The sequence below is a fragment of the Ruegeria sp. HKCCD7251 genome (assembly GCF_013031165.1).
Lineage (GTDB): Bacteria > Pseudomonadota > Alphaproteobacteria > Rhodobacterales > Rhodobacteraceae > Ruegeria.
In genome coordinates this window covers 1-19,328 of sequence record NZ_WPZC01000012.1, presented here as the reverse complement: position 1 = coordinate 19,328, position 19,328 = coordinate 1, and the positions used below count along the sequence as shown (strand labels likewise).

The window sequence follows — 19,328 nt, the reverse complement described above, 5'->3', positions numbered from 1 at the left end:
CCGCTCACAAGCGCTTACTCTACCGCAGCGGCTTTTGTGACCTTAAGTGAGCCGCCCGCTTTCTCAACTGCTTCAACAGCAGACTTCGAAGCACCGGTGACTTCCAGGTTCACTTTGGCGCTGATTTCACCTTTGGCCAGAACGCGGACGCCGTCCAGCTTTCGACGAACCAGACCGGATTCAACCAGTACATCTTCGGTGATCGCAGCTTTAGCGTCCAGTTTGCCGGCATCGACGAATTTCTGGATCAGGCCCAGGTTGATAACGGCGAATTCCTTACGGTTCGGCTTGTTGAAGCCACGCTTGGGCAGGCGTTGGTACAGCGGCATCTGGCCACCTTCGAAGCCATTGATGGCCACACCCGAACGGGATTTCTGGCCTTTGATACCACGGCCACCCATTTTACCCTTGCCAGAACCGGGACCACGGCCAACGCGGGTCCGTTTCGGTGCAGCGCCGGGATTATCGCGCAATTCGTGCAGTTTCATATCGCTTCTCCTAAGCCGGATGTGACCCCCGAAGCGTGATGGGCCAAACACGGCGTTTCTTGGTTTTGATTCTCGTGGACGCAATGCCACCGGGGCGGGTTACAGCGTCGCGTTGCAGGATGCAAGTTTTGTTGTCCCCAATGTTCAAGATTTCGGGAAAAACAAACAAGCTCGCCCCCTAAAACCCAAAAGAGACGCCAATTGGCGCCTCTGGGTCAGGTCAACGGTCTGATCAGTTTATCAGCAGTAGACATGCTTTTGAGCGATATCGCGGATATCGCACCGACGCACACCGATATCGTTTAACTCACGGTCCGACAGGCTTTGCAGCTCTGAATAGGTGCGGTTGTACTCGGCACGCAGGGTATAAGCCTCTTTGATGCGAGCGACGAGCGTTGCGATGCGGGCGTTCAGGCCAAAGCCTTCGCGGGTGTATGTTGCAGTATTTGCCATAGTTCATTTCCTTTCTAAGCCCGAAGCGAATTCCCCGGGATACTGATTGCGTTCCTGTTTGGGACACGGCTCAGATAAGGAGGGCGGGTATCGCTAACAACGGATGTTTCGGTCTATCCGCTATGCGTTGGGGGAATGGCGAAACAGGAGTATGTACACCGCGCTTAACGCGATGAATGTCCACTTGGCGGAAGGAAGCGGCCGTTAGTTGCACCGCTGCACAGGACATTGGAGGGAGTACTTTAGAGTTGAATAGTAACGTTTCTCTATCGACTGTTTCGCCTGGCACATTTTCGTAGCTCGAAAAATTGACGGGCTTTGGCCAATATTGCGAGCGAATGCGCGTGAAAATTTGCAAACCCATCGCTGGAGAATTGAGTGTTCGAAGACAAACCGAATGACACGAGCCTTCGGCTGTAACAAGATGATGGTGGAGGTGTAAGGTATGGCGGATGTTTTCGACCGCATTGCAGATTGGCTGCAAAAGCTGGCCTTTTTTGATGCTGATCTTGGTGGACTAGTCGAGCAGTTAAGTAACAGGCTGATCGATGGTGGCGTGCCGGTCACGCGTGTTTCCTTGGGCCGTCTGATGATGCACCCTGTAATTGGATTACTCGATGCAACGTGGGATGCATCGAACCATCGAATTGAATGGACCGTTCTTCCACGCAGTTCTGTAACGGCTGATCTCTTCGACAAAGCACCCTTCGGAGAGAATTCGAAATTGGCCAATGAGATTGCGAAACAGCACTTTAATGAGGAAGTTTGGGACTTGGCGGACGGACTTACCAACGGCACAATCAAGTTTCCTTTCATGCGAGCAAATCTGACTGACCAAGCGACCCGTGACAAATTTCCGCTATTCCGAAAACTCGCTGAAGCAGGTGTCACCGACTATGTCGTATGCAGTGCACCATTCGGCAATCGTACCGTTGTCTTTGACGGAAAGATGGAGTGGGCTTTGGGCGCGTCAGTGTCTTTTGCTACAAAGCGTCGTTCTGGCTTCACAGATCGTGAGGTAGATGGTCTGTCGCGGCTATCTTTACCTTTGCTTGGTGCAGCGCGTGTACTGTCAGAGCAGTTCTTGGCAGCTGAGTTGATGGAGGTCTATCTAGGCAAGTTGTCCGGGCGATCCGTACTGAACGGTCAAATAGCCCGGGGAGATGTCAGCATAATTGACTGTGCTCTATTGTTCAGCGATATGCGCGGCTCTACGGCTTTGAGCCAGCGCTTGTCTTCGGAAAAATATGTCGCGACGGTTAACCAATTCTTCGATTGTGTCGGTGGGGCGGTACACGATCACGGCGGAGAGGTTCTTAAATTCGTTGGCGATGGGTTGCTTGCGATCTTTCCTTTTGATGGTCAACGAAGACTACCCGAAGACATGTGCGAAGCAGCCCTGTCCGCGGCACGTGAAGCGTTCCAAAGGAATGAAGAACTTGATCCATCAGACCGTGCTGAATTTGGGGTTGGATTGCACACTGGGGCGGCTGTCTACGGGAATGTTGGCACTGAAAAGCGTTTGGATTTTACGGTAACTGGCCCATCAGTCGCGATAGCCAGCAGGTTAGAGGGCCTGACGCGAAAATTGGAGGCGCGGCTTTTAGCAACGGGTGATTTTGTGAACTTGGTATCTGAAGAGCCGAAAAAATTGGGGCGGCATTCTTTGCGGGGTTTTGAGGAAGACTTAGAAGTCTTTTCTTACGAAATTTTCACATAACGCTGAATTGCGTTAGGCGAATGGCAATCATTCGTTTAGGCGCGGGTACTGGAATGAAACCGGTCAGCTTTGACCTCAAAGCGGGCAAACATGATCGTAAGCATGAAAAAAGCCCCCGCAAACAGCGGGGGCCTTTCAATTCTAAAAGAGGCTGCGCTTAGCCGCGCTCTTCGATGATCTCAACCAGATGCGGGATCTTGTTGACCATGCCGCGAACCGAAGGCGTATCCTCCAGCTCACGGGTGCGGTGCATCTTGTTCAGGCCCAGACCGATCAGGGTTGCGCGCTGTTCGGCGGGGCGGCGGATCGGGGAGCCGATCTGCTTGACGACAATGGTTTTTGCCATGGTACGCTACTCCTTACGCTTCGGCTTCAGCCGGTGCTTCGTCCCGCTTGGGCAGGATGTCGGCAACTTTTTTACCACGACGTGCGGCAACCGAACGCGGGCTCTGCTCTTTCTGCAGGCCGTTGATGGTGGCGCGGATCATGTTGTACGGGTTCTGCGAGCCCAGCGACTTGGACACAACGTCCTTCACGCCCAGCATTTCGAACACAGCACGCATCGGACCACCGGCGATGATACCAGTACCTTCAGGTGCGGTGCGCATAACCACTTTACCAGCGCCGTGACGGCCCTCGATGTCGTGGTGCAGAGTACGACCTTCGCGCAGCTGCACGCGGATCATCTGACGCTTGGCTTGTTCAGTCGCCTTGCGGATGGCCTCAGGTACTTCTTTCGCTTTACCTTTGCCAAAGCCCACACGGCCTTTCTGATCGCCGACAACCACCAGAGCGGCGAAGCCAAAGCGCTTACCACCTTTTACGGTTTTCGACACGCGGTTGATTGCGACCAGACGATCTGCAAATTCCGGTGCTTCTTCACGGTCGCGGCCACGGCCCCGACGGTTTTCACGTTCTGCCATTTGGCATCCCTTTTCTCATATGGCGTTTGTGACGCCGTTTTCTTCAATCGAAGTGAGCGTGAACGCCCCCCGATCATCGAGGCGAGATAACCCGCCTTCAGGTGCCGAAGCCGGGCTGAAGCCCGGCCTACAGCGATGTCGTAGGCAGGCCGGGCCTCAGCCCGGCGCACCATCAGATCTTCAAACCACCTTCACGCGCGGCGTCGGCAACTGCCTTCACCTTGCCGTGGAACAGGAAGCCACCACGATCGAAATAAGCCTCTTCGACGCCTGCCTTCTTGGCACGCTCGGCGATGGCCGCGCCCACTTTGGTGGCCGCTTCGACGTTGTTCTTGCCAACAACACCCAGATCTTTTTCCAGGGTCGAGGCTGCGGCCAGGGTCACGCCACGAACGTCGTCGATCAGCTGAACGCTGATGTTCTTGTTCGAACGGTGAACCGACAGGCGTACGCGGCCCGCGTTGACTTTGCGAAGTTTGTTCCGAACGCGCAGGCGGCGCTTCAGAAACAGGGTTCTTTTGCTGTTTGCCATTGTCTGCGTCCTTACTTCTTCTTGCCTTCCTTGCGGAAGATGAACTCGCCCTTGTAGCGGATGCCCTTGCCTTTGTACGGCTCGGGACGGCGCCATTCGCGAATTTTGGCCGCGACTTCGCCCACCTGCTGCTGGTCGATACCTTCCACAACGATTTCGGTCTGCTTCGGCGCGGTGATGGTCACACCTTCCGGAGCAGTGAAATCAACATCGTGGCTATAGCCCAGGTTCAGCTTCAGGGTGTTGCCCTGCATCTGAGCCCGGTAACCAACACCCTGGATCTCCAGCTCTTTTTTGAAGCCTTCGGTCACACCGGTTACCAGGTTGGCAACCATGGTGCGGCTCATGCCCCACTGCTGGCGGGCACGCTTGGACATGCCACGGGGGTCGATTTTGACCACGTTGTCTTCAACCGACAGCGTCACGTCGTCGGTGGCGGTGAAGCTACGGGTGCCTTTCGGACCTTTGACTTCGATGGTCTGACCCGACACAGAGGCAGTAACGCCGCTGGGCAGCTCGACCGGTTTTTTACCAATACGAGACATTGCAGACCTCCTTAGAAGACGGTGCAGAGCACTTCGCCGCCAACATTGTTGGAGCGAGCGTTTGCGTCCGACATCACACCTTTCGGAGTGCTGACAATCGACACGCCCAGACCCTGACGGACCTGCGGGATGTCATTGACGCCCATGTAGACGCGACGGCCAGGTTTCGAAACCCGCTTCAGTTCGCGAATGACAGGGGTGCCTTCGTAGTATTTCAGGCTGATTTCGATGGCCGGATGACCGTTTTCACCGGTCGTGTTTTCGTAGCCACGGATGTAACCTTCGTCCACCAGCACGTCCAGAACCCAACCGCGCAGTTTGGATGCGGGTGTGGAAACGGTGGACTTGCCGCGCATTTGCGCGTTGCGGATACGGGTGAGCATATCGCCGATAGGATCATTCATATCTATGTCTCCCTTACCAGCTCGATTTCACCATGCCGGGGATCTGACCAGCAGAACCCAGCTCGCGCAGCGCGATACGGCTGACCTTCAGCTTACGGTAGTAAGCGTGGGGACGACCGGTCAGCTGACAACGGTTGTGAAGACGGGTAGCCGAGCTGTTGCGCGGCAGTTTCGCCAGTTTCAGACGCGCCTTGAAACGCTCTTCCATCGGCTTGCTCTCGTCATTCGCGATTTCTTTCAGCTCGGCACGCTTTGCGGCATATTTGGCCACCAGGCGTTCGCGCTTCTTCTCGCGTTCGATCATTGCTTTCTTAGCCATGTCTCAATCCTCCCGGCGCTTACGCGTTGAACGGCATGTTGAACGCTTTCAACAATGCCTTTGCTTCAGCGTCGGTTTTCGCTGTGGTGGCAATTACGATATCCAGGCCCCAGACCTCGTCGACCTTGTCGAAATCGATTTCCGGGAACACGATGTGCTCTTTCATGCCCATGGCAAAGTTGCCCTGACCATCGAAAGACGGCTTAACACCGCGGAAGTCACGAATACGCGGCATCGCGATTGTGATCAGACGATCCAGGAATTCGTACATCCGGTCACCGCGCAGGGTCACTTTCGCGCCCAGCGGCATGTCTTCACGGACGCGGAAACCCGCGATCGACTTCTTCGCCTTGGTTGCAACAGCCTGTTGGCCAGCAATTGCAGTCAGATCTTCGACAGCAGCTTTCGCTTTCTTCGAGTCCTTGACCGCCTCAGCACCACAACCGATGTTCAGAACGATTTTGTCCAGCTTGGGCAGCTGCATGTCGTTCTTGTAGCCGAACTCTTCTTTCAGAGCGGCACGGATGGTCTCAACGTACTGAGCTTTCAGACGCGGGGTGTAGGTTGCGGAATCAAGCATCGATCACGTCCCCTGTGGTCTTGGCGAAGCGGACCTTCTTGTCACCTTCCATGCGGAAGCCAACGCGGGTTGCTTTGCCGTTCTTGTCCAGCAGCGCCAGATTCGACAGTTGGATCGGGTTTGCCTGGGGCAGACGACCACCTTGCGAAGTTTGCGACTGACGGGTGTGACGGATGGCAATGTTGATGCCTTCGACAACAGCTTTACCGGCTTTGGGATCAACCGAGGAAATGGTTCCCTCTTTGCCCTTGTCCTTGCCGGCCAGCACGACGACCTTGTCGCCTTTGCGGAGTTTAGCAGCCATGATTACAGCACCTCCGGAGCCAGCGAGATGATTTTCATGAAGTTCTTGCCGCGCAGTTCACGAACAACGGGGCCAAAGATACGTGTACCGACTGGCTCGTTGTTGTTGTTCAGGATGACGGCGGCGTTGCGATCGAAACGGATCGCGGTGCCGTCTTCGCGACGGACTTCCTTGGCGGTGCGTACGACGACGGCCTTACGGACGTCCCCTTTCTTTACGCGGCCGCGCGGGATGGCTTCCTTCACCGAGACGACAATGATGTCGCCGACGGAGGCGTATTTACGCTTGGAACCACCCAGGACCTTGATGCACTGAACTCGGCGTGCGCCGGAGTTATCAGCGACATCCAGATTGGTCTGCATCTGGATCATGTGGTTTCTCCCGACCTGTGGGGGCTGGTCTAGTTAGATCCCCCAGGGTTTCGACAAATGGGAAAATCCCGGAAACTTACGCTTCCAGAACTTCCCAACGTTTCGTCTTCGATTTCGGCGCGCATTCGATGATGCGGACTGTGTCGCCGACCTTGAAGGCGTTCTTTTCATCGTGAGCCCGGTATTTCTTGGACTTACGGATGGTTTTCTTCAGAACCGGATGCGTAAAGCGGCGCTCGACGGATACGGTTACGGTCTGTTCGTTGGCGTCGCTGGTCACGGTGCCTTGCAGGATACGCTTGGGCATCTGATTACTCCTCGGATGCCGCTGCAGCGGCCTTTTCGTTCAGAATGGTTTTGACACGGGCAGCATTGCGGCGAGCCGCTTTGATACCAGCAGTGTTTTCCAGCTGACCGGTTGCCTGTTGAAAGCGCAGGTTAAAGCTTTCTTTCTTCAGGTTGGCCAGTTCCTCGCGGAGCTGGTCCGGGGTCTTGTCACGCAGTTCTTGGGCGTTCATCGCCTTTTTCCTTTGCTCAAAACACCAGAAGGCCCCCTGACAGGGTCACCTTGGACCTGGTGGATGAATGATAGACATACGAATCGCCCGACAACGCCGGGAGATCGCAGGATGCCGCCGTATAAGGGTTTGGGGGGTGCGTGGCAAGAGGAAGTTTGGCGGAGCTGCGTTAAGTTATCACGATCTAAATTGATCAGCCCGCGCACGCCTTAAAGGCCGCCCACGAGACATAGAGTGCCACAGTCAATATCATCACCCATAAACCAACTTCAAATCTTGGCAAAAGATGCAGATGCGACCGCCACAAGGCTGCCAAAAGGCTCTCTTTGAATTTCCATCCAGAGCGGCGCAAAGTGATCAAGTAAAGAACGAGAAACCCACCCCAGAAAAACGGCGAACCAGCACTCACGGCCTCGCCGATGCAGGAGTCACTCCCACTTGTAGTTAAAGCTGACACTGATCCGCTCTTCCTCGGCCATGTTCATCGGCACCTCGTGGCGCAACCAGCTTTCCCACAGCAACACGTCCCCGACTTGCGGCTTCATGTAAATGAACGGCTGCAAATCCCGCCGACCACCTTTGATCCGCGTCGGCGCAGCCATCATGCGACCCGAACGCGGGTCTTCCAGTTTCAGCGCGCTCGCCCCTTCGGGCATCGCCACATAGGTTGTGCCCGAGATGACGCTGTGCGGGTGCAAATGGCTGGAGTGCATGCCGCCCTCAGGAAGGATGTTGATCCACAGGTCTTCCAGCTTTAGCTCACCCTCGCCCAGATCAAACTCTAGATCCTTGGCAAAGGACGCCACGTGCTGATCCAATGCGGCGACCAGATCGGCAAAGATCGGGAACCGCCATGGTAGGTCGGTAAGCGAGGCGTAACTTGTATAGCCGGGATAGCCGTTTTCCTCGCACCATTCCTGCCCGGCCTCATCATCCTCGGCGATGACAATGCACGAGCTTTCCAACTCCTCCGCGTCGATCTTGGGATCGAACTCGGACAAGGTTGCGCGATAGAGACGGGTAACGAAGAGTGATTCAATCTGTGCCATGTCCCGGCTATAGCCCAGCCGGGACGCAAGCGCGAGACCAGCCGCCCCAGAAAAGCGGCTGGTCGGGTGCCTTAAAAAAAGTAGCGCAACCAGATATAGACGTTGGCGATCATCAGGGTCAGGATCATGATCGGAAAGGCCATGATCGCGAATTTGACAAAACCGATCGGCTGTTTGGCTTTCTCGGCAAAGGCCGCAACGGTCAGGTTCGCGCTGGCGCCCAACAGGGTCCCGTTGCCACCCAAACAGGCACCCAGAGCCAGCGACCACCACAGCGGCTCGATCGCATCCGGGCCGCCGAATGTGTCAGCGGTGGATTCAATCAGCGGGATCATCGTGGCAACAAAAGGGATGTTGTCCAGAATTGCCGACAGAATGCCCGACGCCCAGAAGATGAAGAACGCGGTCCACATCATGTCACCTTCGGTCAGTTCCAGCACCTTCTGGCCGAAGAACTCCAGCAGCCCAACATGCTCGACACCTGCGACAATCACGAACAAGCCGCCGAAGAAGAAAATCGTGATCCATTCGACCTCACCAAAAATATGGTGCACGGACTCGGATTGCTCTTCACCGCTTTGGTGACCGTAGGCCAACAACATCAACAACCCAGCCCCAGCCAGCGCGGAAGTCCCCGGTTGGATGCCGTAACCATGGCCAAGCGTAAAGCCCAGAAGAACCAGCGCCAGAACAGACAGGGATTTGATCATCAGGCGAACGTCCGTGATCGCCTCGTCTTCGTTGAACCGCATGATCTTTTCGCTGGCCGACTTGGGAATGGCGGCCAGAGTACGCCGGTTCATCAGGTAAATGATCCCGGTCAGCACAACCAGACAGATGGCTGATATCGGCGCCAGGTTCACCACGAATTCATTGAAACTGAGCCCGGCGGCCGAGCCGATGATGATGTTGGGCGGGTCACCGATCAGGGTCGCCGTCCCTCCAACATTCGACGCCAGAATTTCGGCGAAGAAAAACGGAAATACAGGCGTATCCAGCGCGTCCGTGATCAGCAAGGTTATCGGGGCAATCAGCAGAACGGTCGTCACGTTGTCCAGCAGAGCAGAGAAGACCGCGGTAATCAGGGTCAGCATGATCAGGATACCCGTAGGGTTGGCCTTGACCACCTTGGCCGCCTTGATTGCGACGTACTGAAACAAGCCGCACTTACTGGTGATCCCCACAATCACCATCATGCCGATCAACAGGGCCAGGGTGTTGGCGTCCACCCCTGCCACGGCCTGTTCCTGATTAAGGATGCCAAAAAGCACCATCAATGACGCCCCCAGCATGGCCAAAATTGCGCGATTAACTTTTTCGGTAATCAGGACAGCATAGACAGCAATCAGAATACCGGTGGCGATCCAAAGGGGATCAATTCCCAACAGTTGAGGGACAGAGAACGCGTGTTCTCCGTGCGAAACGGAATGGTTGGTCAAGGGTCTGATCCGGTATTTAGGGGTTAACTTAGCGCGTGTTCAATCAGCGAATTGGGGCTGACTGTGCCCACAAAATGATTGGTATCGGGCTCAACAAGGAAGACGTGGCGCTTGAATTTGTGGATCAGGAAAATGCCTTCCATGACCGGAGTGTCTGGCGCGGTCACTGGAATATTTGCGGGTTCAGACATGTGATCCCCGACCCGTTCTTCGTTCAGACGCTTAATCTGCTCTCCGAAGTCCTCTTTGGTCAGGTCCATGAAGCTGAGATTTGCGATCGGCACACGCGCCGTTTCAGAGCTGACGCCAATCCGTGCGGCTTGAGGCAAGATCATCTTGATGAGCGTTGGAGCGGTAAACACGCCCTGAAAGCTTCCGTCGTCGGAAACCACAGGCAGGAACCGGGCCCGGCTGTCGCGAATGATCTCGAACGCCTTTGCGACGGTATCATCGGGATGGATTGTCTTCTGAATTTCTGGGGGGACCATAACGTCCCTGCAAGTAAGGCCCATTCGTGCTCTCGGTCTTTCAACGGGGTGGCAAAGCCAGGATATCATACGCGCTCAAACCAAGTTGAGGGATTGAATTGCCCAAGCTTTGATCGGGAATAAGTGTGGGGGCTTCTTTTCACCAGATCAGGGAATTTTCCACCCCTGAGCTGCATGATTTTTGCAATGCCGGTATTGAATTTCGGAAACAACCCACTGGTCGCTCATCGCAAACCGCCAAAACGAAAAAGGCCCCCGCCGAGTGTTCGGCAGGGGCCATGTTCTTTGGGTTTCCCCAGACTGTTTACCAGTCTTCGCGAACCACGACGCGGGTCTTGATCGGCAGCTTCATCGCGGCCAGGCGCAGGGCCTCGCGGGCGATGTCGTCATTGACGCCATCGATCTCGAACATCACGCGGCCAGGCTTGACTTTGCAGGCCCAGCGGTCGACCGAACCTTTACCTTTACCCATACGAACTTCGATCGGCTTGGCCGTGACCGGAGTGTCGGGGAAGATGCGGATCCAAACACGACCCTGACGCTTCATGTGACGCGTCATGGCACGACGTGCAGCTTCGATCTGGCGTGCGGTTACACGCTCAGGCTCAAGAGCTTTCAGGCCGTAGGTGCCAAAGTTCAGATCAGAGCCGCCTTTGGCGAGACCCTTGATCCGGCCTTTGTGCATCTTGCGGAATTTAGTACGCTTTGGTTGAAGCATATCTTTCCCTCCTTAGCGACGACCGCCACCAGCACCACGAGGTGCAGGGCCGTCCTGGAGTTCCTGTGCTTTACGGTCACGTGCCTGCGGATCGTGCTCCATGATCTCACCTTTGAAGATCCAGACCTTGATCCCGATGATCCCGTAGGGGGTCATCGCTTCGGCATGTGCGTAATCGATGTCGGCACGCAGGGTGTGCAGAGGCACGCGGCCTTCGCGGTACCACTCGGTCCGTGCGATTTCGGCGCCGCCCAGACGACCAGCGACGTTCACCCGGATACCCAGGGCGCCCATGCGCATGGCGTTCTGAACCGAGCGCTTCATGGCGCGACGGAACGAAACACGACGTTCCAGCTGCTGAGCGATGGACTCGGCAACCAGCTGCGCGTCAAGCTCGGGCTTGCGCACTTCGACGATGTTCAGGTGCAGTTCGCTGTCGGTCATACGAGCAAGCTTTTTGCGCAGAACTTCGATGTCCGCACCTTTCTTGCCGATGATGACACCGGGACGTGCGGTGTGGATCGTAACGCGGCACTTCTTGTGCGGACGTTCGATGATCACACGGGCAACACCGGCCTGCTTGCACTCTTTGTTAATGAACTCACGGATTTTGAGGTCTTCCAGCAGAAGATCACCGTAGTCCTTGGTGTCGGCGTACCAGCGGCTATCCCAGGTGCGGTTGACCTGTAGGCGCATGCCGATCGGATTTACTTTATGACCCATTAGGCTTGCTCCTCAACTTGACGCACCTTGATGGTGATCTCCGAGAACGGCTTCATGATCTTGCCGAAACGACCACGGGCACGCGGACGACCGCGCTTCATGACCAGGTTCTTGCCTACCCATGCTTCGGCGACGATCAGCTCGTCAACGTCCAGGTTGTGGTTGTTTTCAGCATTCGCGATTGCGGACTGCAGGCACTTCTTGACGTCCTGCGCGACACGCTTGTTGCTGAAAGTCAGGTCGGTCAGAGCCTTCTCAACTTTCTTGCCGCGGATCATTTGCGCAACCAGGTTCAGTTTCTGCGGGCTGGTGCGAAGCATACGGGTTTTCGCCATTGCTTCGTTTTCAGCCACGCGGCGGGGGTTCTTTTCCTTGCCCATGACTTACTTCCGCTTCGCTTTTTTGTCTGCGGCGTGGCCATAATAGGTACGGGTCGGCGAGTATTCACCGAACTTCTGACCGATCATGTCTTCCGAGACGTTGACGGGAATGTGCTTCTGGCCGTTGTACACACCAAAGGTCAGACCCACGAACTGGGGCAGAATGGTGGAACGACGCGACCAGATTTTGATGACTTCGTTGCGGCCCGACTCGCGCGCTGCTTCGGCTTTTTTCAGCACGTAAGCATCGACGAAAGGACCCTTCCAAACAGAGCGAGACATAGATTAACGTCCCTTCTTCTTGGCGTGCCGCGAGCGGATGATCAGCTTCTGGGACGCTTTGTTCTTGTTGCGGGTACGTTTACCCTTGGTGTCCTTACCCCACGGAGTAACCGGCGTACGGCCACCCGAGGTACGACCTTCACCACCACCGTGCGGGTGATCGATCGGGTTCATTGCAACACCACGAACCGACGGACGAACGCCCTTGTGGCGCATACGACCGGCTTTACCGAGGTTTTGGTTGCTGTTGTCGGGGTTGGACACGGCACCAACGGTGGCCATGCATTCCTGACGGACAAGACGCAGTTCACCCGAGCTCAGACGGATCTGAGCGTAGCCGCCATCGCGGCCAACGAATTGCGCGTAAGTACCGGCCGCACGTGCGATCTGACCGCCTTTGCCAGGCTTCATCTCGATGTTGTGGACGATGGTACCAATGGGCATGCCCGAGAACGGCATTGCGTTGCCCGGCTTGATGTCGGCTTTTGCCGACGAGATGACCTTGTCACCAACAGCCAGACGCTGCGGAGCCAGGATATATGCCTGCTCGCCGTCTTCGTATTTTACCAGTGCGATGAATGCGGTCCGGTTCGGGTCATATTCGATCCGCTCGACGGTTGCCGCGACATCAACTTTGTTCCGTTTGAAGTCAACGATCCGGTAGAGACGCTTTGCGCCACCGCCGCGGCGGCGTGAAGTGATCCGTCCGGTGTTGTTCCGGCCGCCCGATTTGGTCAAACCCTCAGTGAGAGACTTGACCGGACGTCCTTTCCAAAGCTCCGAACGGTCGATCAGCACCAGCCCGCGCTGGCCCGGCGTCGTCGGCTTGTACGACTTGAGTGCCATGCTTTCTGTCTTCCGTTTAGCAAGTGCAGGGGATTTCCCCGCTATGTGATAGGCCCCCGTAGGTGCCAAGGGTATAGGGCCCCGAAGGTCCCCGGTTACAAATATCAGAGGCCCCGGAACGAATCCGAGGCCGCAAGATTGGGAGCGTTTAACAGGGTTGGGGGTGGGTGTCTATAGCATAAGGCAGATTTCTAATCTGGTCGCCTAAAACATGCTCAGGCAACTTTTCGCGTCAGTGGAAACAAGTCTCTTATATCGTATTAATAACAGCGATGTCATTTCCAAACTATCGGAGACCTGGCCGCCAATGTAGTTGGCCAAGTGCTTCATGATTGATCGGCAACGCCAATTGCGGGAGGTCATTGTCGTATCTACGCCATCAACGACAGCCGCTTGGGTGCTTACGCTTCACATCCAATGTTCATTATATTCAGTTTTCTTGATCTGTATCAACGAAATCAGCAGACATAAAGCCTTCAATTCTAGACCGGAGTCATTTCTGCGGAGGAGATCATGTCTTGTAAGTCTATTTCTGTAGCTTTAGCCCTTATATGCGGACTTGCGTCAGCGTCATGCACCGGATTGAGTTACGCCATGGAAACCTATGGCGAAGTCAAGCCAGTGAATTTTGACGCCTATGGGCGAACCTGGCGGGTTTTTGACAAACCGGAAAGCGGTTTGATTATGCTGACACCAAGCATAGGCGACGCCGCAATTGCCGGCGCAGCCGAGGGTGCAACATTGGGCTTGGCTGGCAGCATGGATGCAACTCAGTTGGTCTTTCAGTCTGCTGCCAAAGATTATCTCGCGTCTACCGGTCGGAATTGCCAGATTCTGGCAGCTCGCTTAGTGGTGGACCCTCAGTGGGAGTTTTCCTATGCGTGCTGAGTTAGAGTTGGCAATGTTTTCACCAAAAACAGAACGCAATGCGTCTCTCAGTATTCGGAATATCGGCATAATACTTTGTTCTTCTGCGGTAATCTCAGCCTGCGCTGAACAACCTAGCTCGATCGTACCAGTCGCGATGGGCGATGTTTACGCGAATGTACCTTGCAACAAGGCGAGAGAGCTCTATCAAAAAGAAACTGCAAAAGTCCCTGGGTTGATTGCTGGGCAAAAACAGGCCGTTACAGGTGACGCAGTAGGAGTATTTTTGATTGGTGTTCCGGTTTCCAGCCTCTCAGGTGATGATCTGGAAGGTGAAATTGCCGTTACTAAAGGCAAAATTGCTGCCCTTGCAGCGCGGCTCGATGTTTGCGGAACACCGCCACCCGCAATCGTCTGGGACTGATTTGAACGCGAGTGTTTAGAGCCTATTACATGGCTCCATTCGCTCAAAGTTTTGTGCCCCGCTCAAAACCTGTACAATCAGCTTGGATACCCGTTCACCAAACCGAGTCTTCTCTGGAAACCAGATGAAGGGAGAAATTGTATTACTAAGTTGTAGCCCTGTTCCAGATTAAAATAAGTTCCTGCACAACACCACTAGAGCTGCCAAATCTAATACTCACCCCAAAGAACGCCTGCGGCAAAGCGGCTCGGCTTCCACCGCGATCCGCTGTTTAAGTTTGATATGCCCCAGCACCTCGCGAAAGGCGCGGTGTTTGGGTTTGCCTTCCAGATAATCCGCCAGTTTGAGCAGGTTGATCTGGTGTTTCGAAATCAACGCCTCGATCCGCTGCACCGCGTCGTCCAACTCATAGTGATCCACGTACTAACAGGCCACTTGCGTGGGTGTCAGCAGGCAGTAGTCTTGAGGGCGTTTTTCAGTATAGCGTGCGATGTCGAAGGGCGGCGCGCCGAGAGCATGAAACTTGGGGATGTGCACGCGCATATCGGCCTCGGCGTGCTCCAAGACCGTCCCCGAGGTCTGGTGGAACCCGAGCGGACCAAGTTTGCCGACCACGTGCTTGCGCATCGCCGGAGAGACCATGTCCACATCCGCCCGGTCGTATTTCAGATCATCGAAGACCGACAGAAGCCCTAGCTTCTCAACTGTGATCTGGAAATAGGGCCCGGCGCTGAACGCCCGCATCTGCTCCAGCACCTGCGCCCGCACAGTTTCAGGGTCTGAAACGAAATCGGCCCCGGCGGGTTGAACCGCCGAGGCCGTGAATAGTCGCACTAAGCATCCGATCAGAGACCGGTGCTCACGTCGATGGTGTTCCCCTCTTCGAGGGTCACATATGCTTTTTTGACGTCTTTCCGACGACCCAGCTGGCCGCGGAACCGCTTGACCTTGCCCTTGGTCACGGTGGTGTTCACCGCTTTGACCTTCACACCAAACAGCGCCTCAACGGCCTCTTTGATCTGGGGCTTGTTGCTGTCGATCGCCACTTCAAAGACAACCGCGCCGTTTTCGGACGCCATGGTCGACTTCTCAGTAATGATCGGCTTGCGGATCACGTCGTAGTGTTCTGCCTTCGCGCTCATTTCAGACGAGCCTCCAGTGCTTCGACAGCCGCTTTGGTGAGCACCAGAGTGTCACGCTTGAGGATGTCATAGACGTTTGCGCCCATCGACGGCAGGATATCCAGACCTTCGATGTTCTTGGACGCTTTCAGGAACCCTTCGTTCACGGTCGCGCCGTCGATGACCAGAGCGCGTTTCCAGCCCAGGTTTGCAACCTGTTTGGCCAGAGCGGCAGTCTTGCCTTCGGCTTCGGCGTTCTCGATCACAACCAGCTCACCTGCTTTGGCTTTGGCCGACAGAGCGTGGCGCAGGCCAAGCTTGCGGAACTTCTTCGGCAGGTCGTGGCCATGCGAACGCGGGGTCGGGCCCTTGTAGATACCACCCTTGCGGAAGATCGGCGCGTTACGGTCACCATGGCGTGCGCCACCGGTGCCCTTCTGGCGATAGATCTTCTTGGTCGAGTAGCTGGTTTCCGAGCGGGTCTTCACCTTGTGGGTGCCAGCCTGCGCGTTGTTGCGCTGCCAACGGACCACACGGTGCAGGATGTCCGCGCGCGGCTCGAGGCCGAACAGGTCAGCATCCAGCTCGATGTTGCCGGCTTTGCCGCCGTCCAGTTTGATTACATCAAGTTTCATGCTTCACCACCTTCCGCGGGAGCTTCTTCCGCAGGTGCTTCAGTTGCGGCACCTTTTACGGCTGCCGGGAAAGGCAGGCCTTCGGGTGCTTTCTTCTTGACGGCGTCCTTGACGGTGACCCAGCCCGATTTCGGTCCGGGAACGGCGCCTTTGATGAAGACCAGGTTCCGGTCGGCGTCGGTTTTGACGACTTCCAGGTTCTGGGTGGTTACACGGGCAGCACCCATGTGACCGGCCATCTTCTTGCCTTTGAAAACCTTGCCCGGATCCTGACACTGACCGGTCGAACCGTGCGAACGGTGGCTGATCGAAACACCGTGCGAGGCGCGCAGACCACCGAAGTTGTGGCGCTTCATCGCACCGGCAAAGCCTTTACCGATCGAGGTGCCCGAAACGTCAACTTTCTGACCTTCCAGGAAGTGTTCTGCCGAAATCTCGGCGCCCACTTCGATCAGGCCGTCTTCGGAGACGCGGAACTCGGCCAGCTTACGCTTGGGCTCAACCTTGGCAGCGGCATAGTGACCGCGCATGGCTTTCGAGGTGCGTTTTGCCTTGGCAGCACCGGCGCCCAGCTGAACGGCGGTGTAGCCGTCTTTGTCAGCGGTACGCTGTGCAACGACCTGCAGGTTGTCCAGGTGAAGAACGGTCACAGGGATCTGCTTGCCGTCTTCCATGAACAGGCGGGTCATGCCAACTTTTTTTGCGATAATACCAGAGCGCATAATCTATACCCTCCGATCTTACGACTGCAGCTTGATCTCGACGTCCACACCAGCAGCGAGGTCGAGCTTCATCAGCGCGTCAACGGTCTGGGGGGTCGGATCAACGATGTCGAGCAGACGCTTGTGCGTACGGATCTCGAACTGGTCGCGGGATTTCTTGTCAACGTGAGGGCCACGGAGAACCGTGAACTTCTCAATCTTGTTCGGCAGCGGGATCGGGCCGCGCACGTTCGCGCCGGTCCGCTTGGCAGTGTTGACGATCTCTTGCGTGCTGGCATCCAGAACGCGATAGTCAAATGCCTTCAGCCGAATACGGATGTTTTGGCTTTGCATATTAACAGCCTTTTTTAGGCGTTGAGGTTGAGAGGAGGACAGACGCGCATCGCCAACCCTCTTCGAACCCAAAAGGCGGGAATCACCCCGCCTTGACGTTCTTATTGAGAACTCGCGCGTATTAGTGGGGTTGGTGCGGTTTGGCAAGAGGCAAACGCCATAAAGACAACCCTCTTATTGATCGTCAGACATGCGGTTGCTTAACCATGGATCTTCAACCTTCATGCCTTGATAAACTGCGTGCAGGAAAAGATGAGCAATCACAGGGTCATTCGAAAACGGCGAGAACTGCAGGTTGCCTTCTTTGACTTCCTCTACGGCTTCATAGACGACCTCGTCGCCCTTTACCGTCAAGAGCACTTTGAGTTCGGCCAATGTCTCTGGGTCAACCGCCGTGGGATCGTCTGACAAGATTACAAAATCTGCTACTTTCCCCATTTCGATCGAGCCTTTTTCGTTCTCCTCGAAATGCTGCCAGGCGGGCCAGATTGTCATGGCTTTCAAGGCGGTCATGACATCAACCCTTTGATGCGGGCCCAAAATGTCGCCGGACCGAGTGCGCCGGGTGACGGTTGCGGCCAGGACCCGCATACTGTCCGGAAAGGCCACCGGGGCATCATGATGCGTGCCAAACATCATGTCACGCTCGCGCAGCCACCCGGTCGGCGAGATGTTGTCCGCATTCACCGGCCCAACCGTGTGGTCCCGGTGCCAGTCGCCCCAATAGAATGTGTGCATCGGGAACAGGGATGGGAAAACACCCAACCGTTTAAAGCTTGCGACCTGATCCTCCCTTAGAAACTGCCCGTGAATAAGAACTGGGCGGTTACCGGGGTCGCCATACTTGATCTGCGCTTCTTCTAAGGCCGCAATAAGCATGTCAGATGCGCCTTCGCCATTGGAATGAACGAGAATTTGGAAACCGTTCTCAAAACACCAGTTCACCGCGTCTTGGAGTTGCTCCATCGTGATGGCGGCGTATCCCGCATACCCGGGAACATAGTTCCCTACCGGATCGTAATAAGGTCGATCCCTCAATGCTGTGAACCCCTGAGGCGAGCCGTCAATCGTAAGCTTGCAGCCCCCGACCCGGACACGGTTTTCATAGTTCCTAGACGTGTTCGCGCCGATAAAATCCCGCGCCTCAAGAACATCCGGAAACGCGACTACGTCAATGGGAAGCCCGTCTTCGGCGGCAACCTTCCTCAGAACCTCGACAATTTCGCCAGATGAGCGACCTTCTTGTCCGGTCGTATACCCAAATTTGGCCCAAAGCTGTGTGCCCGCTTTGGCAAATTCTGCCAGACCATCTTCACCCAGATTTCCCAACATGGGTACAAGGACCGAAAAGAATGCGTACTCTTCCAGCACACCGTTCGGCTCACCAGTCTCGTCACGTTGAATTACACCGCCCGGAGGAGCCTCGGAAGCGGCAGTGATGCCAGCCAGTTCCAAGGCTTTTGAATTCGCGACACCCAAGTGCCCGGATTGATGAACGATTATGACAGGAAATTCCTCAGAAACCTGGTCCAGCTCTTGCCGTGTTGGGTGGCGAAGCTCCTTTAGCTGGGCATTGTCGTAGCCGAAGCCAATGATCATTTTAACCTGTTCGACAGCCTGCGCATTCTCGTCGGCCCAACTTGAAAGCGTGGATTGCAGACTTGCGATATCAACCACCTCTCCATCCGGCGGCGCGAGAAGGTTCGCAGACAAAGCCTGCAAGCCCCCCATGACGACATGCCCATGGCTGTCGACGAAACCCGGAAGCATCGCCCGCCCTTCCAAGTCGAAGGTTTCGGTTGCGCTCCCTTGATGGGCCGACACATCAGAAAGCGCTCCCACCGCAAGAATGCGCCCATCTTTGACTGCGACAGCTTCGGCTGACGGAGCCGCGTCGTTCATCGTAACGATTGGTCCCCCGAGATAAATCCTATCCGCGGTTTCTTGCGAGGATGCCGAGGTAGATAAGCAAGCAACAGCCGCGACAAGACAAACTGAACGAGCCGAGAAAAGCATCTTATGACCTCTTTTTAATTGCAATTTGTTAATAAGAATGAAGCTAGCACCTCAGGTAGCTTAGGCAAAAAAGAAAAAGGCCGCCCTGTTTGGAGCGGCCTTCTTTAGTTTTATCGATGCGCCGGGCT

The 19,328-nt window shown here is 55.6% G+C and carries 31 protein-coding genes; 3 read left to right on the top strand and 28 right to left on the bottom strand.

Annotation, left to right across the window (positions count from 1 at the left end; all coding sequences use genetic code 11):
- Positions 1 to 14: 14 nt before the first annotated feature.
- Positions 15 to 488 (bottom strand): 50S ribosomal protein L15, encoded by a 474-nt coding sequence (rplO, locus tag GOX75_RS19725; protein WP_171126032.1) that lies wholly within the window; start codon positions 486 to 488, stop codon positions 15 to 17.
- Positions 489 to 728: 240 nt separating this feature from the next.
- On the bottom strand, positions 729 to 941 hold the full coding sequence (locus GOX75_RS19720; protein WP_171126031.1) for a DUF1127 domain-containing protein: 213 nt from the start codon (positions 939 to 941) through the stop codon (positions 729 to 731).
- Positions 942 to 1,386: 445 nt separating this feature from the next.
- On the opposite strand from GOX75_RS19720, the gene GOX75_RS19715 reads away from it, so the two are divergent.
- On the top strand, positions 1,387 to 2,661 hold the full coding sequence (locus tag GOX75_RS19715; protein ID WP_171126029.1) for an adenylate/guanylate cyclase domain-containing protein: 1,275 nt from the start codon (positions 1,387 to 1,389) through the stop codon (positions 2,659 to 2,661).
- A gap of 157 nt (positions 2,662 to 2,818) precedes the next feature.
- On the opposite strand, the gene rpmD is transcribed toward GOX75_RS19715, so the two are convergent.
- The 19 genes from rpmD to rplB all read right to left on the bottom strand — a co-directional run bounded on the left by rpmD (position 2,819) and on the right by rplB (position 13,082).
- Entirely contained in the window at positions 2,819 to 3,007 is a 189-nt protein-coding gene (gene rpmD, locus GOX75_RS19710; protein ID WP_074736195.1) for a 50S ribosomal protein L30, read from the bottom strand.
- A 13-nt stretch (positions 3,008 to 3,020) separates the two neighbouring features.
- Positions 3,021 to 3,584 carry a 30S ribosomal protein S5 gene (gene rpsE, locus GOX75_RS19705; RefSeq protein ID WP_170356677.1) on the bottom strand — a complete coding sequence of 188 codons (564 nt, stop codon included), beginning with the start codon at positions 3,582 to 3,584 and terminating at the stop codon, positions 3,021 to 3,023.
- Positions 3,585 to 3,756: 172 nt separating this feature from the next.
- Positions 3,757 to 4,116: a 50S ribosomal protein L18 gene (gene rplR, locus GOX75_RS19700; RefSeq protein ID WP_170356678.1), complete on the bottom strand. Its 360-nt coding sequence runs from the start codon at positions 4,114 to 4,116 to the stop codon at positions 3,757 to 3,759.
- 11 nt (positions 4,117 to 4,127) lie between these two features.
- Positions 4,128 to 4,661, bottom strand: a complete 534-nt coding sequence (gene rplF, locus GOX75_RS19695; RefSeq protein WP_170373361.1) for a 50S ribosomal protein L6 — start codon at positions 4,659 to 4,661, stop codon at positions 4,128 to 4,130.
- Between the two features lie 11 nt (positions 4,662 to 4,672).
- Positions 4,673 to 5,065: a 30S ribosomal protein S8 gene (gene rpsH / locus GOX75_RS19690; protein ID WP_171126028.1), complete on the bottom strand. Its 393-nt coding sequence runs from the start codon at positions 5,063 to 5,065 to the stop codon at positions 4,673 to 4,675.
- Between the two features lie 13 nt (positions 5,066 to 5,078).
- Positions 5,079 to 5,384: a 30S ribosomal protein S14 gene (gene rpsN, locus GOX75_RS19685; RefSeq protein WP_010437098.1), complete on the bottom strand. Its 306-nt coding sequence runs from the start codon at positions 5,382 to 5,384 to the stop codon at positions 5,079 to 5,081.
- Between the two features lie 19 nt (positions 5,385 to 5,403).
- On the bottom strand, positions 5,404 to 5,964 hold the full coding sequence (gene rplE / locus GOX75_RS19680) for a 50S ribosomal protein L5 (RefSeq protein WP_171126026.1): 561 nt from the start codon (positions 5,962 to 5,964) through the stop codon (positions 5,404 to 5,406).
- Positions 5,957 to 6,268: a 50S ribosomal protein L24 gene (gene rplX, locus GOX75_RS19675; RefSeq protein WP_170356681.1), complete on the bottom strand. Its 312-nt coding sequence runs from the start codon at positions 6,266 to 6,268 to the stop codon at positions 5,957 to 5,959. Before rplX ends, rplE begins: the two co-directional genes overlap by 8 nt.
- Positions 6,269 to 6,270: 2 nt before the next feature.
- A complete protein-coding gene (rplN, locus tag GOX75_RS19670) occupies positions 6,271 to 6,639 on the bottom strand; it encodes a 50S ribosomal protein L14 (RefSeq protein ID WP_008757934.1) in 369 nt (122 codons plus the stop codon).
- A 76-nt stretch (positions 6,640 to 6,715) separates the two neighbouring features.
- Positions 6,716 to 6,946 (bottom strand): 30S ribosomal protein S17, encoded by a 231-nt coding sequence (gene rpsQ / locus GOX75_RS19665; protein ID WP_068340771.1) that lies wholly within the window; start codon positions 6,944 to 6,946, stop codon positions 6,716 to 6,718.
- A 4-nt stretch (positions 6,947 to 6,950) separates the two neighbouring features.
- The gene (rpmC, locus tag GOX75_RS19660) at positions 6,951 to 7,157 is read right to left on the bottom strand and encodes a 50S ribosomal protein L29 (protein WP_010437082.1); all 207 of its coding nucleotides are present in this window, start codon (positions 7,155 to 7,157) and stop codon (positions 6,951 to 6,953) included.
- A 428-nt stretch (positions 7,158 to 7,585) separates the two neighbouring features.
- Entirely contained in the window at positions 7,586 to 8,206 is a 621-nt protein-coding gene (locus GOX75_RS19655; RefSeq protein WP_171126024.1) for a 2OG-Fe(II) oxygenase family protein, read from the bottom strand.
- A gap of 71 nt (positions 8,207 to 8,277) precedes the next feature.
- Positions 8,278 to 9,645 (bottom strand): sodium:proton antiporter, encoded by a 1,368-nt coding sequence (locus GOX75_RS19650; RefSeq protein WP_174825634.1) that lies wholly within the window; start codon positions 9,643 to 9,645, stop codon positions 8,278 to 8,280.
- A gap of 23 nt (positions 9,646 to 9,668) precedes the next feature.
- Positions 9,669 to 10,133 (bottom strand): HPP family protein, encoded by a 465-nt coding sequence (locus GOX75_RS19645; protein ID WP_171126023.1) that lies wholly within the window; start codon positions 10,131 to 10,133, stop codon positions 9,669 to 9,671.
- A 304-nt stretch (positions 10,134 to 10,437) separates the two neighbouring features.
- On the bottom strand, positions 10,438 to 10,851 hold the full coding sequence (gene rplP / locus GOX75_RS19640; protein ID WP_058283513.1) for a 50S ribosomal protein L16: 414 nt from the start codon (positions 10,849 to 10,851) through the stop codon (positions 10,438 to 10,440).
- 12 nt (positions 10,852 to 10,863) lie between these two features.
- Positions 10,864 to 11,574, bottom strand: coding sequence for a 30S ribosomal protein S3 (gene rpsC / locus GOX75_RS19635; RefSeq protein WP_008758042.1), 711 nt, complete (start codon positions 11,572 to 11,574; stop codon positions 10,864 to 10,866).
- Positions 11,574 to 11,954: a 50S ribosomal protein L22 gene (gene rplV, locus GOX75_RS19630; RefSeq protein ID WP_039538267.1), complete on the bottom strand. Its 381-nt coding sequence runs from the start codon at positions 11,952 to 11,954 to the stop codon at positions 11,574 to 11,576. Before rplV ends, rpsC begins: the two co-directional genes overlap by 1 nt.
- Before the next feature lie 3 nt (positions 11,955 to 11,957).
- Positions 11,958 to 12,236 carry a 30S ribosomal protein S19 gene (gene rpsS / locus GOX75_RS19625; protein ID WP_005980699.1) on the bottom strand — a complete coding sequence of 93 codons (279 nt, stop codon included), beginning with the start codon at positions 12,234 to 12,236 and terminating at the stop codon, positions 11,958 to 11,960.
- Positions 12,237 to 12,239: 3 nt separating this feature from the next.
- Positions 12,240 to 13,082, bottom strand: a complete 843-nt coding sequence (gene rplB, locus GOX75_RS19620; protein ID WP_171126021.1) for a 50S ribosomal protein L2 — start codon at positions 13,080 to 13,082, stop codon at positions 12,240 to 12,242.
- A gap of 594 nt (positions 13,083 to 13,676) precedes the next feature.
- On the opposite strand from rplB, the gene GOX75_RS19615 reads away from it, so the two are divergent.
- Positions 13,677 to 13,970 carry a hypothetical protein gene (locus GOX75_RS19615; RefSeq protein WP_171126019.1) on the top strand — a complete coding sequence of 98 codons (294 nt, stop codon included), beginning with the start codon at positions 13,677 to 13,679 and terminating at the stop codon, positions 13,968 to 13,970.
- Positions 13,960 to 14,373, top strand: coding sequence for a hypothetical protein (locus GOX75_RS20440; protein ID WP_171126017.1), 414 nt, complete (start codon positions 13,960 to 13,962; stop codon positions 14,371 to 14,373). The genes GOX75_RS19615 and GOX75_RS20440 overlap by 11 nt, the downstream gene beginning before the upstream one ends.
- Before the next feature lie 216 nt (positions 14,374 to 14,589).
- On the opposite strand, the gene GOX75_RS19605 is transcribed toward GOX75_RS20440, so the two are convergent.
- The 7 genes from GOX75_RS19605 to GOX75_RS19575 form a co-directional block, all read right to left on the bottom strand.
- Entirely contained in the window at positions 14,590 to 14,793 is a 204-nt protein-coding gene (locus GOX75_RS19605; RefSeq protein WP_171126015.1) for a hypothetical protein, read from the bottom strand.
- A gap of 3 nt (positions 14,794 to 14,796) precedes the next feature.
- On the bottom strand, positions 14,797 to 15,207 hold the full coding sequence (locus GOX75_RS19600) for a hypothetical protein (RefSeq protein ID WP_171126013.1): 411 nt from the start codon (positions 15,205 to 15,207) through the stop codon (positions 14,797 to 14,799).
- 11 nt (positions 15,208 to 15,218) lie between these two features.
- Positions 15,219 to 15,515: a 50S ribosomal protein L23 gene (locus GOX75_RS19595; RefSeq protein WP_008757532.1), complete on the bottom strand. Its 297-nt coding sequence runs from the start codon at positions 15,513 to 15,515 to the stop codon at positions 15,219 to 15,221.
- Positions 15,512 to 16,129 carry a 50S ribosomal protein L4 gene (rplD, locus tag GOX75_RS19590; RefSeq protein WP_170694153.1) on the bottom strand — a complete coding sequence of 206 codons (618 nt, stop codon included), beginning with the start codon at positions 16,127 to 16,129 and terminating at the stop codon, positions 15,512 to 15,514. The genes GOX75_RS19595 and rplD overlap by 4 nt, the downstream gene beginning before the upstream one ends.
- Positions 16,126 to 16,851, bottom strand: coding sequence for a 50S ribosomal protein L3 (rplC, locus tag GOX75_RS19585; RefSeq protein ID WP_171126011.1), 726 nt, complete (start codon positions 16,849 to 16,851; stop codon positions 16,126 to 16,128). The genes rplD and rplC overlap by 4 nt, the downstream gene beginning before the upstream one ends.
- A gap of 18 nt (positions 16,852 to 16,869) precedes the next feature.
- Positions 16,870 to 17,184 carry a 30S ribosomal protein S10 gene (rpsJ, locus tag GOX75_RS19580; protein ID WP_008756422.1) on the bottom strand — a complete coding sequence of 105 codons (315 nt, stop codon included), beginning with the start codon at positions 17,182 to 17,184 and terminating at the stop codon, positions 16,870 to 16,872.
- Positions 17,185 to 17,358: 174 nt separating this feature from the next.
- Positions 17,359 to 19,086: an amidohydrolase gene (locus tag GOX75_RS19575; protein ID WP_371808201.1), complete on the bottom strand. Its 1,728-nt coding sequence runs from the start codon at positions 19,084 to 19,086 to the stop codon at positions 17,359 to 17,361.
- Positions 19,087 to 19,328: the final 242 nt, after the last annotated feature.

Bases quoted from the DNA above. Each gene is read 5' to 3' on its own strand.
- rplO (WP_171126032.1), bottom strand. From the start codon at position 488: ATGAAACTGCACGAATTGCGCGATAATCCCGGCGCTGCACCGAAACGG.
- GOX75_RS19720 (WP_171126031.1), bottom strand. From the start codon at position 941: ATGGCAAATACTGCAACATACACCCGCGAAGGCTTTGGCCTGAACGCC.
- GOX75_RS19715 (WP_171126029.1), top strand. From the start codon at position 1,387: ATGGCGGATGTTTTCGACCGCATTGCAGATTGGCTGCAAAAGCTGGCC.
- rpmD (WP_074736195.1), bottom strand. From the start codon at position 3,007: ATGGCAAAAACCATTGTCGTCAAGCAGATCGGCTCCCCGATCCGCCGC.
- rpsE (WP_170356677.1), bottom strand. From the start codon at position 3,584: ATGGCAGAACGTGAAAACCGTCGGGGCCGTGGCCGCGACCGTGAAGAA.
- rplR (WP_170356678.1), bottom strand. From the start codon at position 4,116: ATGGCAAACAGCAAAAGAACCCTGTTTCTGAAGCGCCGCCTGCGCGTT.
- rplF (WP_170373361.1), bottom strand. From the start codon at position 4,661: ATGTCTCGTATTGGTAAAAAACCGGTCGAGCTGCCCAGCGGCGTTACT.
- rpsH (WP_171126028.1), bottom strand. From the start codon at position 5,065: ATGAATGATCCTATCGGCGATATGCTCACCCGTATCCGCAACGCGCAA.
- rpsN (WP_010437098.1), bottom strand. From the start codon at position 5,384: ATGGCTAAGAAAGCAATGATCGAACGCGAGAAGAAGCGCGAACGCCTG.
- rplE (WP_171126026.1), bottom strand. From the start codon at position 5,964: ATGCTTGATTCCGCAACCTACACCCCGCGTCTGAAAGCTCAGTACGTT.
- rplX (WP_170356681.1), bottom strand. From the start codon at position 6,268: ATGGCTGCTAAACTCCGCAAAGGCGACAAGGTCGTCGTGCTGGCCGGC.
- rplN (WP_008757934.1), bottom strand. From the start codon at position 6,639: ATGATCCAGATGCAGACCAATCTGGATGTCGCTGATAACTCCGGCGCA.
- rpsQ (WP_068340771.1), bottom strand. From the start codon at position 6,946: ATGCCCAAGCGTATCCTGCAAGGCACCGTGACCAGCGACGCCAACGAA.
- rpmC (WP_010437082.1), bottom strand. From the start codon at position 7,157: ATGAACGCCCAAGAACTGCGTGACAAGACCCCGGACCAGCTCCGCGAG.
- GOX75_RS19655 (WP_171126024.1), bottom strand. From the start codon at position 8,206: ATGGCACAGATTGAATCACTCTTCGTTACCCGTCTCTATCGCGCAACC.
- GOX75_RS19645 (WP_171126023.1), bottom strand. From the start codon at position 10,133: ATGGTCCCCCCAGAAATTCAGAAGACAATCCATCCCGATGATACCGTC.
- rplP (WP_058283513.1), bottom strand. From the start codon at position 10,851: ATGCTTCAACCAAAGCGTACTAAATTCCGCAAGATGCACAAAGGCCGG.
- rpsC (WP_008758042.1), bottom strand. From the start codon at position 11,574: ATGGGTCATAAAGTAAATCCGATCGGCATGCGCCTACAGGTCAACCGC.
- rplV (WP_039538267.1), bottom strand. From the start codon at position 11,954: ATGGGCAAGGAAAAGAACCCCCGCCGCGTGGCTGAAAACGAAGCAATG.
- rpsS (WP_005980699.1), bottom strand. From the start codon at position 12,236: ATGTCTCGCTCTGTTTGGAAGGGTCCTTTCGTCGATGCTTACGTGCTG.
- rplB (WP_171126021.1), bottom strand. From the start codon at position 13,082: ATGGCACTCAAGTCGTACAAGCCGACGACGCCGGGCCAGCGCGGGCTG.
- GOX75_RS19615 (WP_171126019.1), top strand. From the start codon at position 13,677: ATGGAAACCTATGGCGAAGTCAAGCCAGTGAATTTTGACGCCTATGGG.
- GOX75_RS20440 (WP_171126017.1), top strand. From the start codon at position 13,960: ATGCGTGCTGAGTTAGAGTTGGCAATGTTTTCACCAAAAACAGAACGC.
- GOX75_RS19595 (WP_008757532.1), bottom strand. From the start codon at position 15,515: ATGAGCGCGAAGGCAGAACACTACGACGTGATCCGCAAGCCGATCATT.
- rplD (WP_170694153.1), bottom strand. From the start codon at position 16,129: ATGAAACTTGATGTAATCAAACTGGACGGCGGCAAAGCCGGCAACATC.
- rplC (WP_171126011.1), bottom strand. From the start codon at position 16,851: ATGCGCTCTGGTATTATCGCAAAAAAAGTTGGCATGACCCGCCTGTTC.
- rpsJ (WP_008756422.1), bottom strand. From the start codon at position 17,184: ATGCAAAGCCAAAACATCCGTATTCGGCTGAAGGCATTTGACTATCGC.
- GOX75_RS19575 (WP_371808201.1), bottom strand. From the start codon at position 19,086: ATGAACGACGCGGCTCCGTCAGCCGAAGCTGTCGCAGTCAAAGATGGG.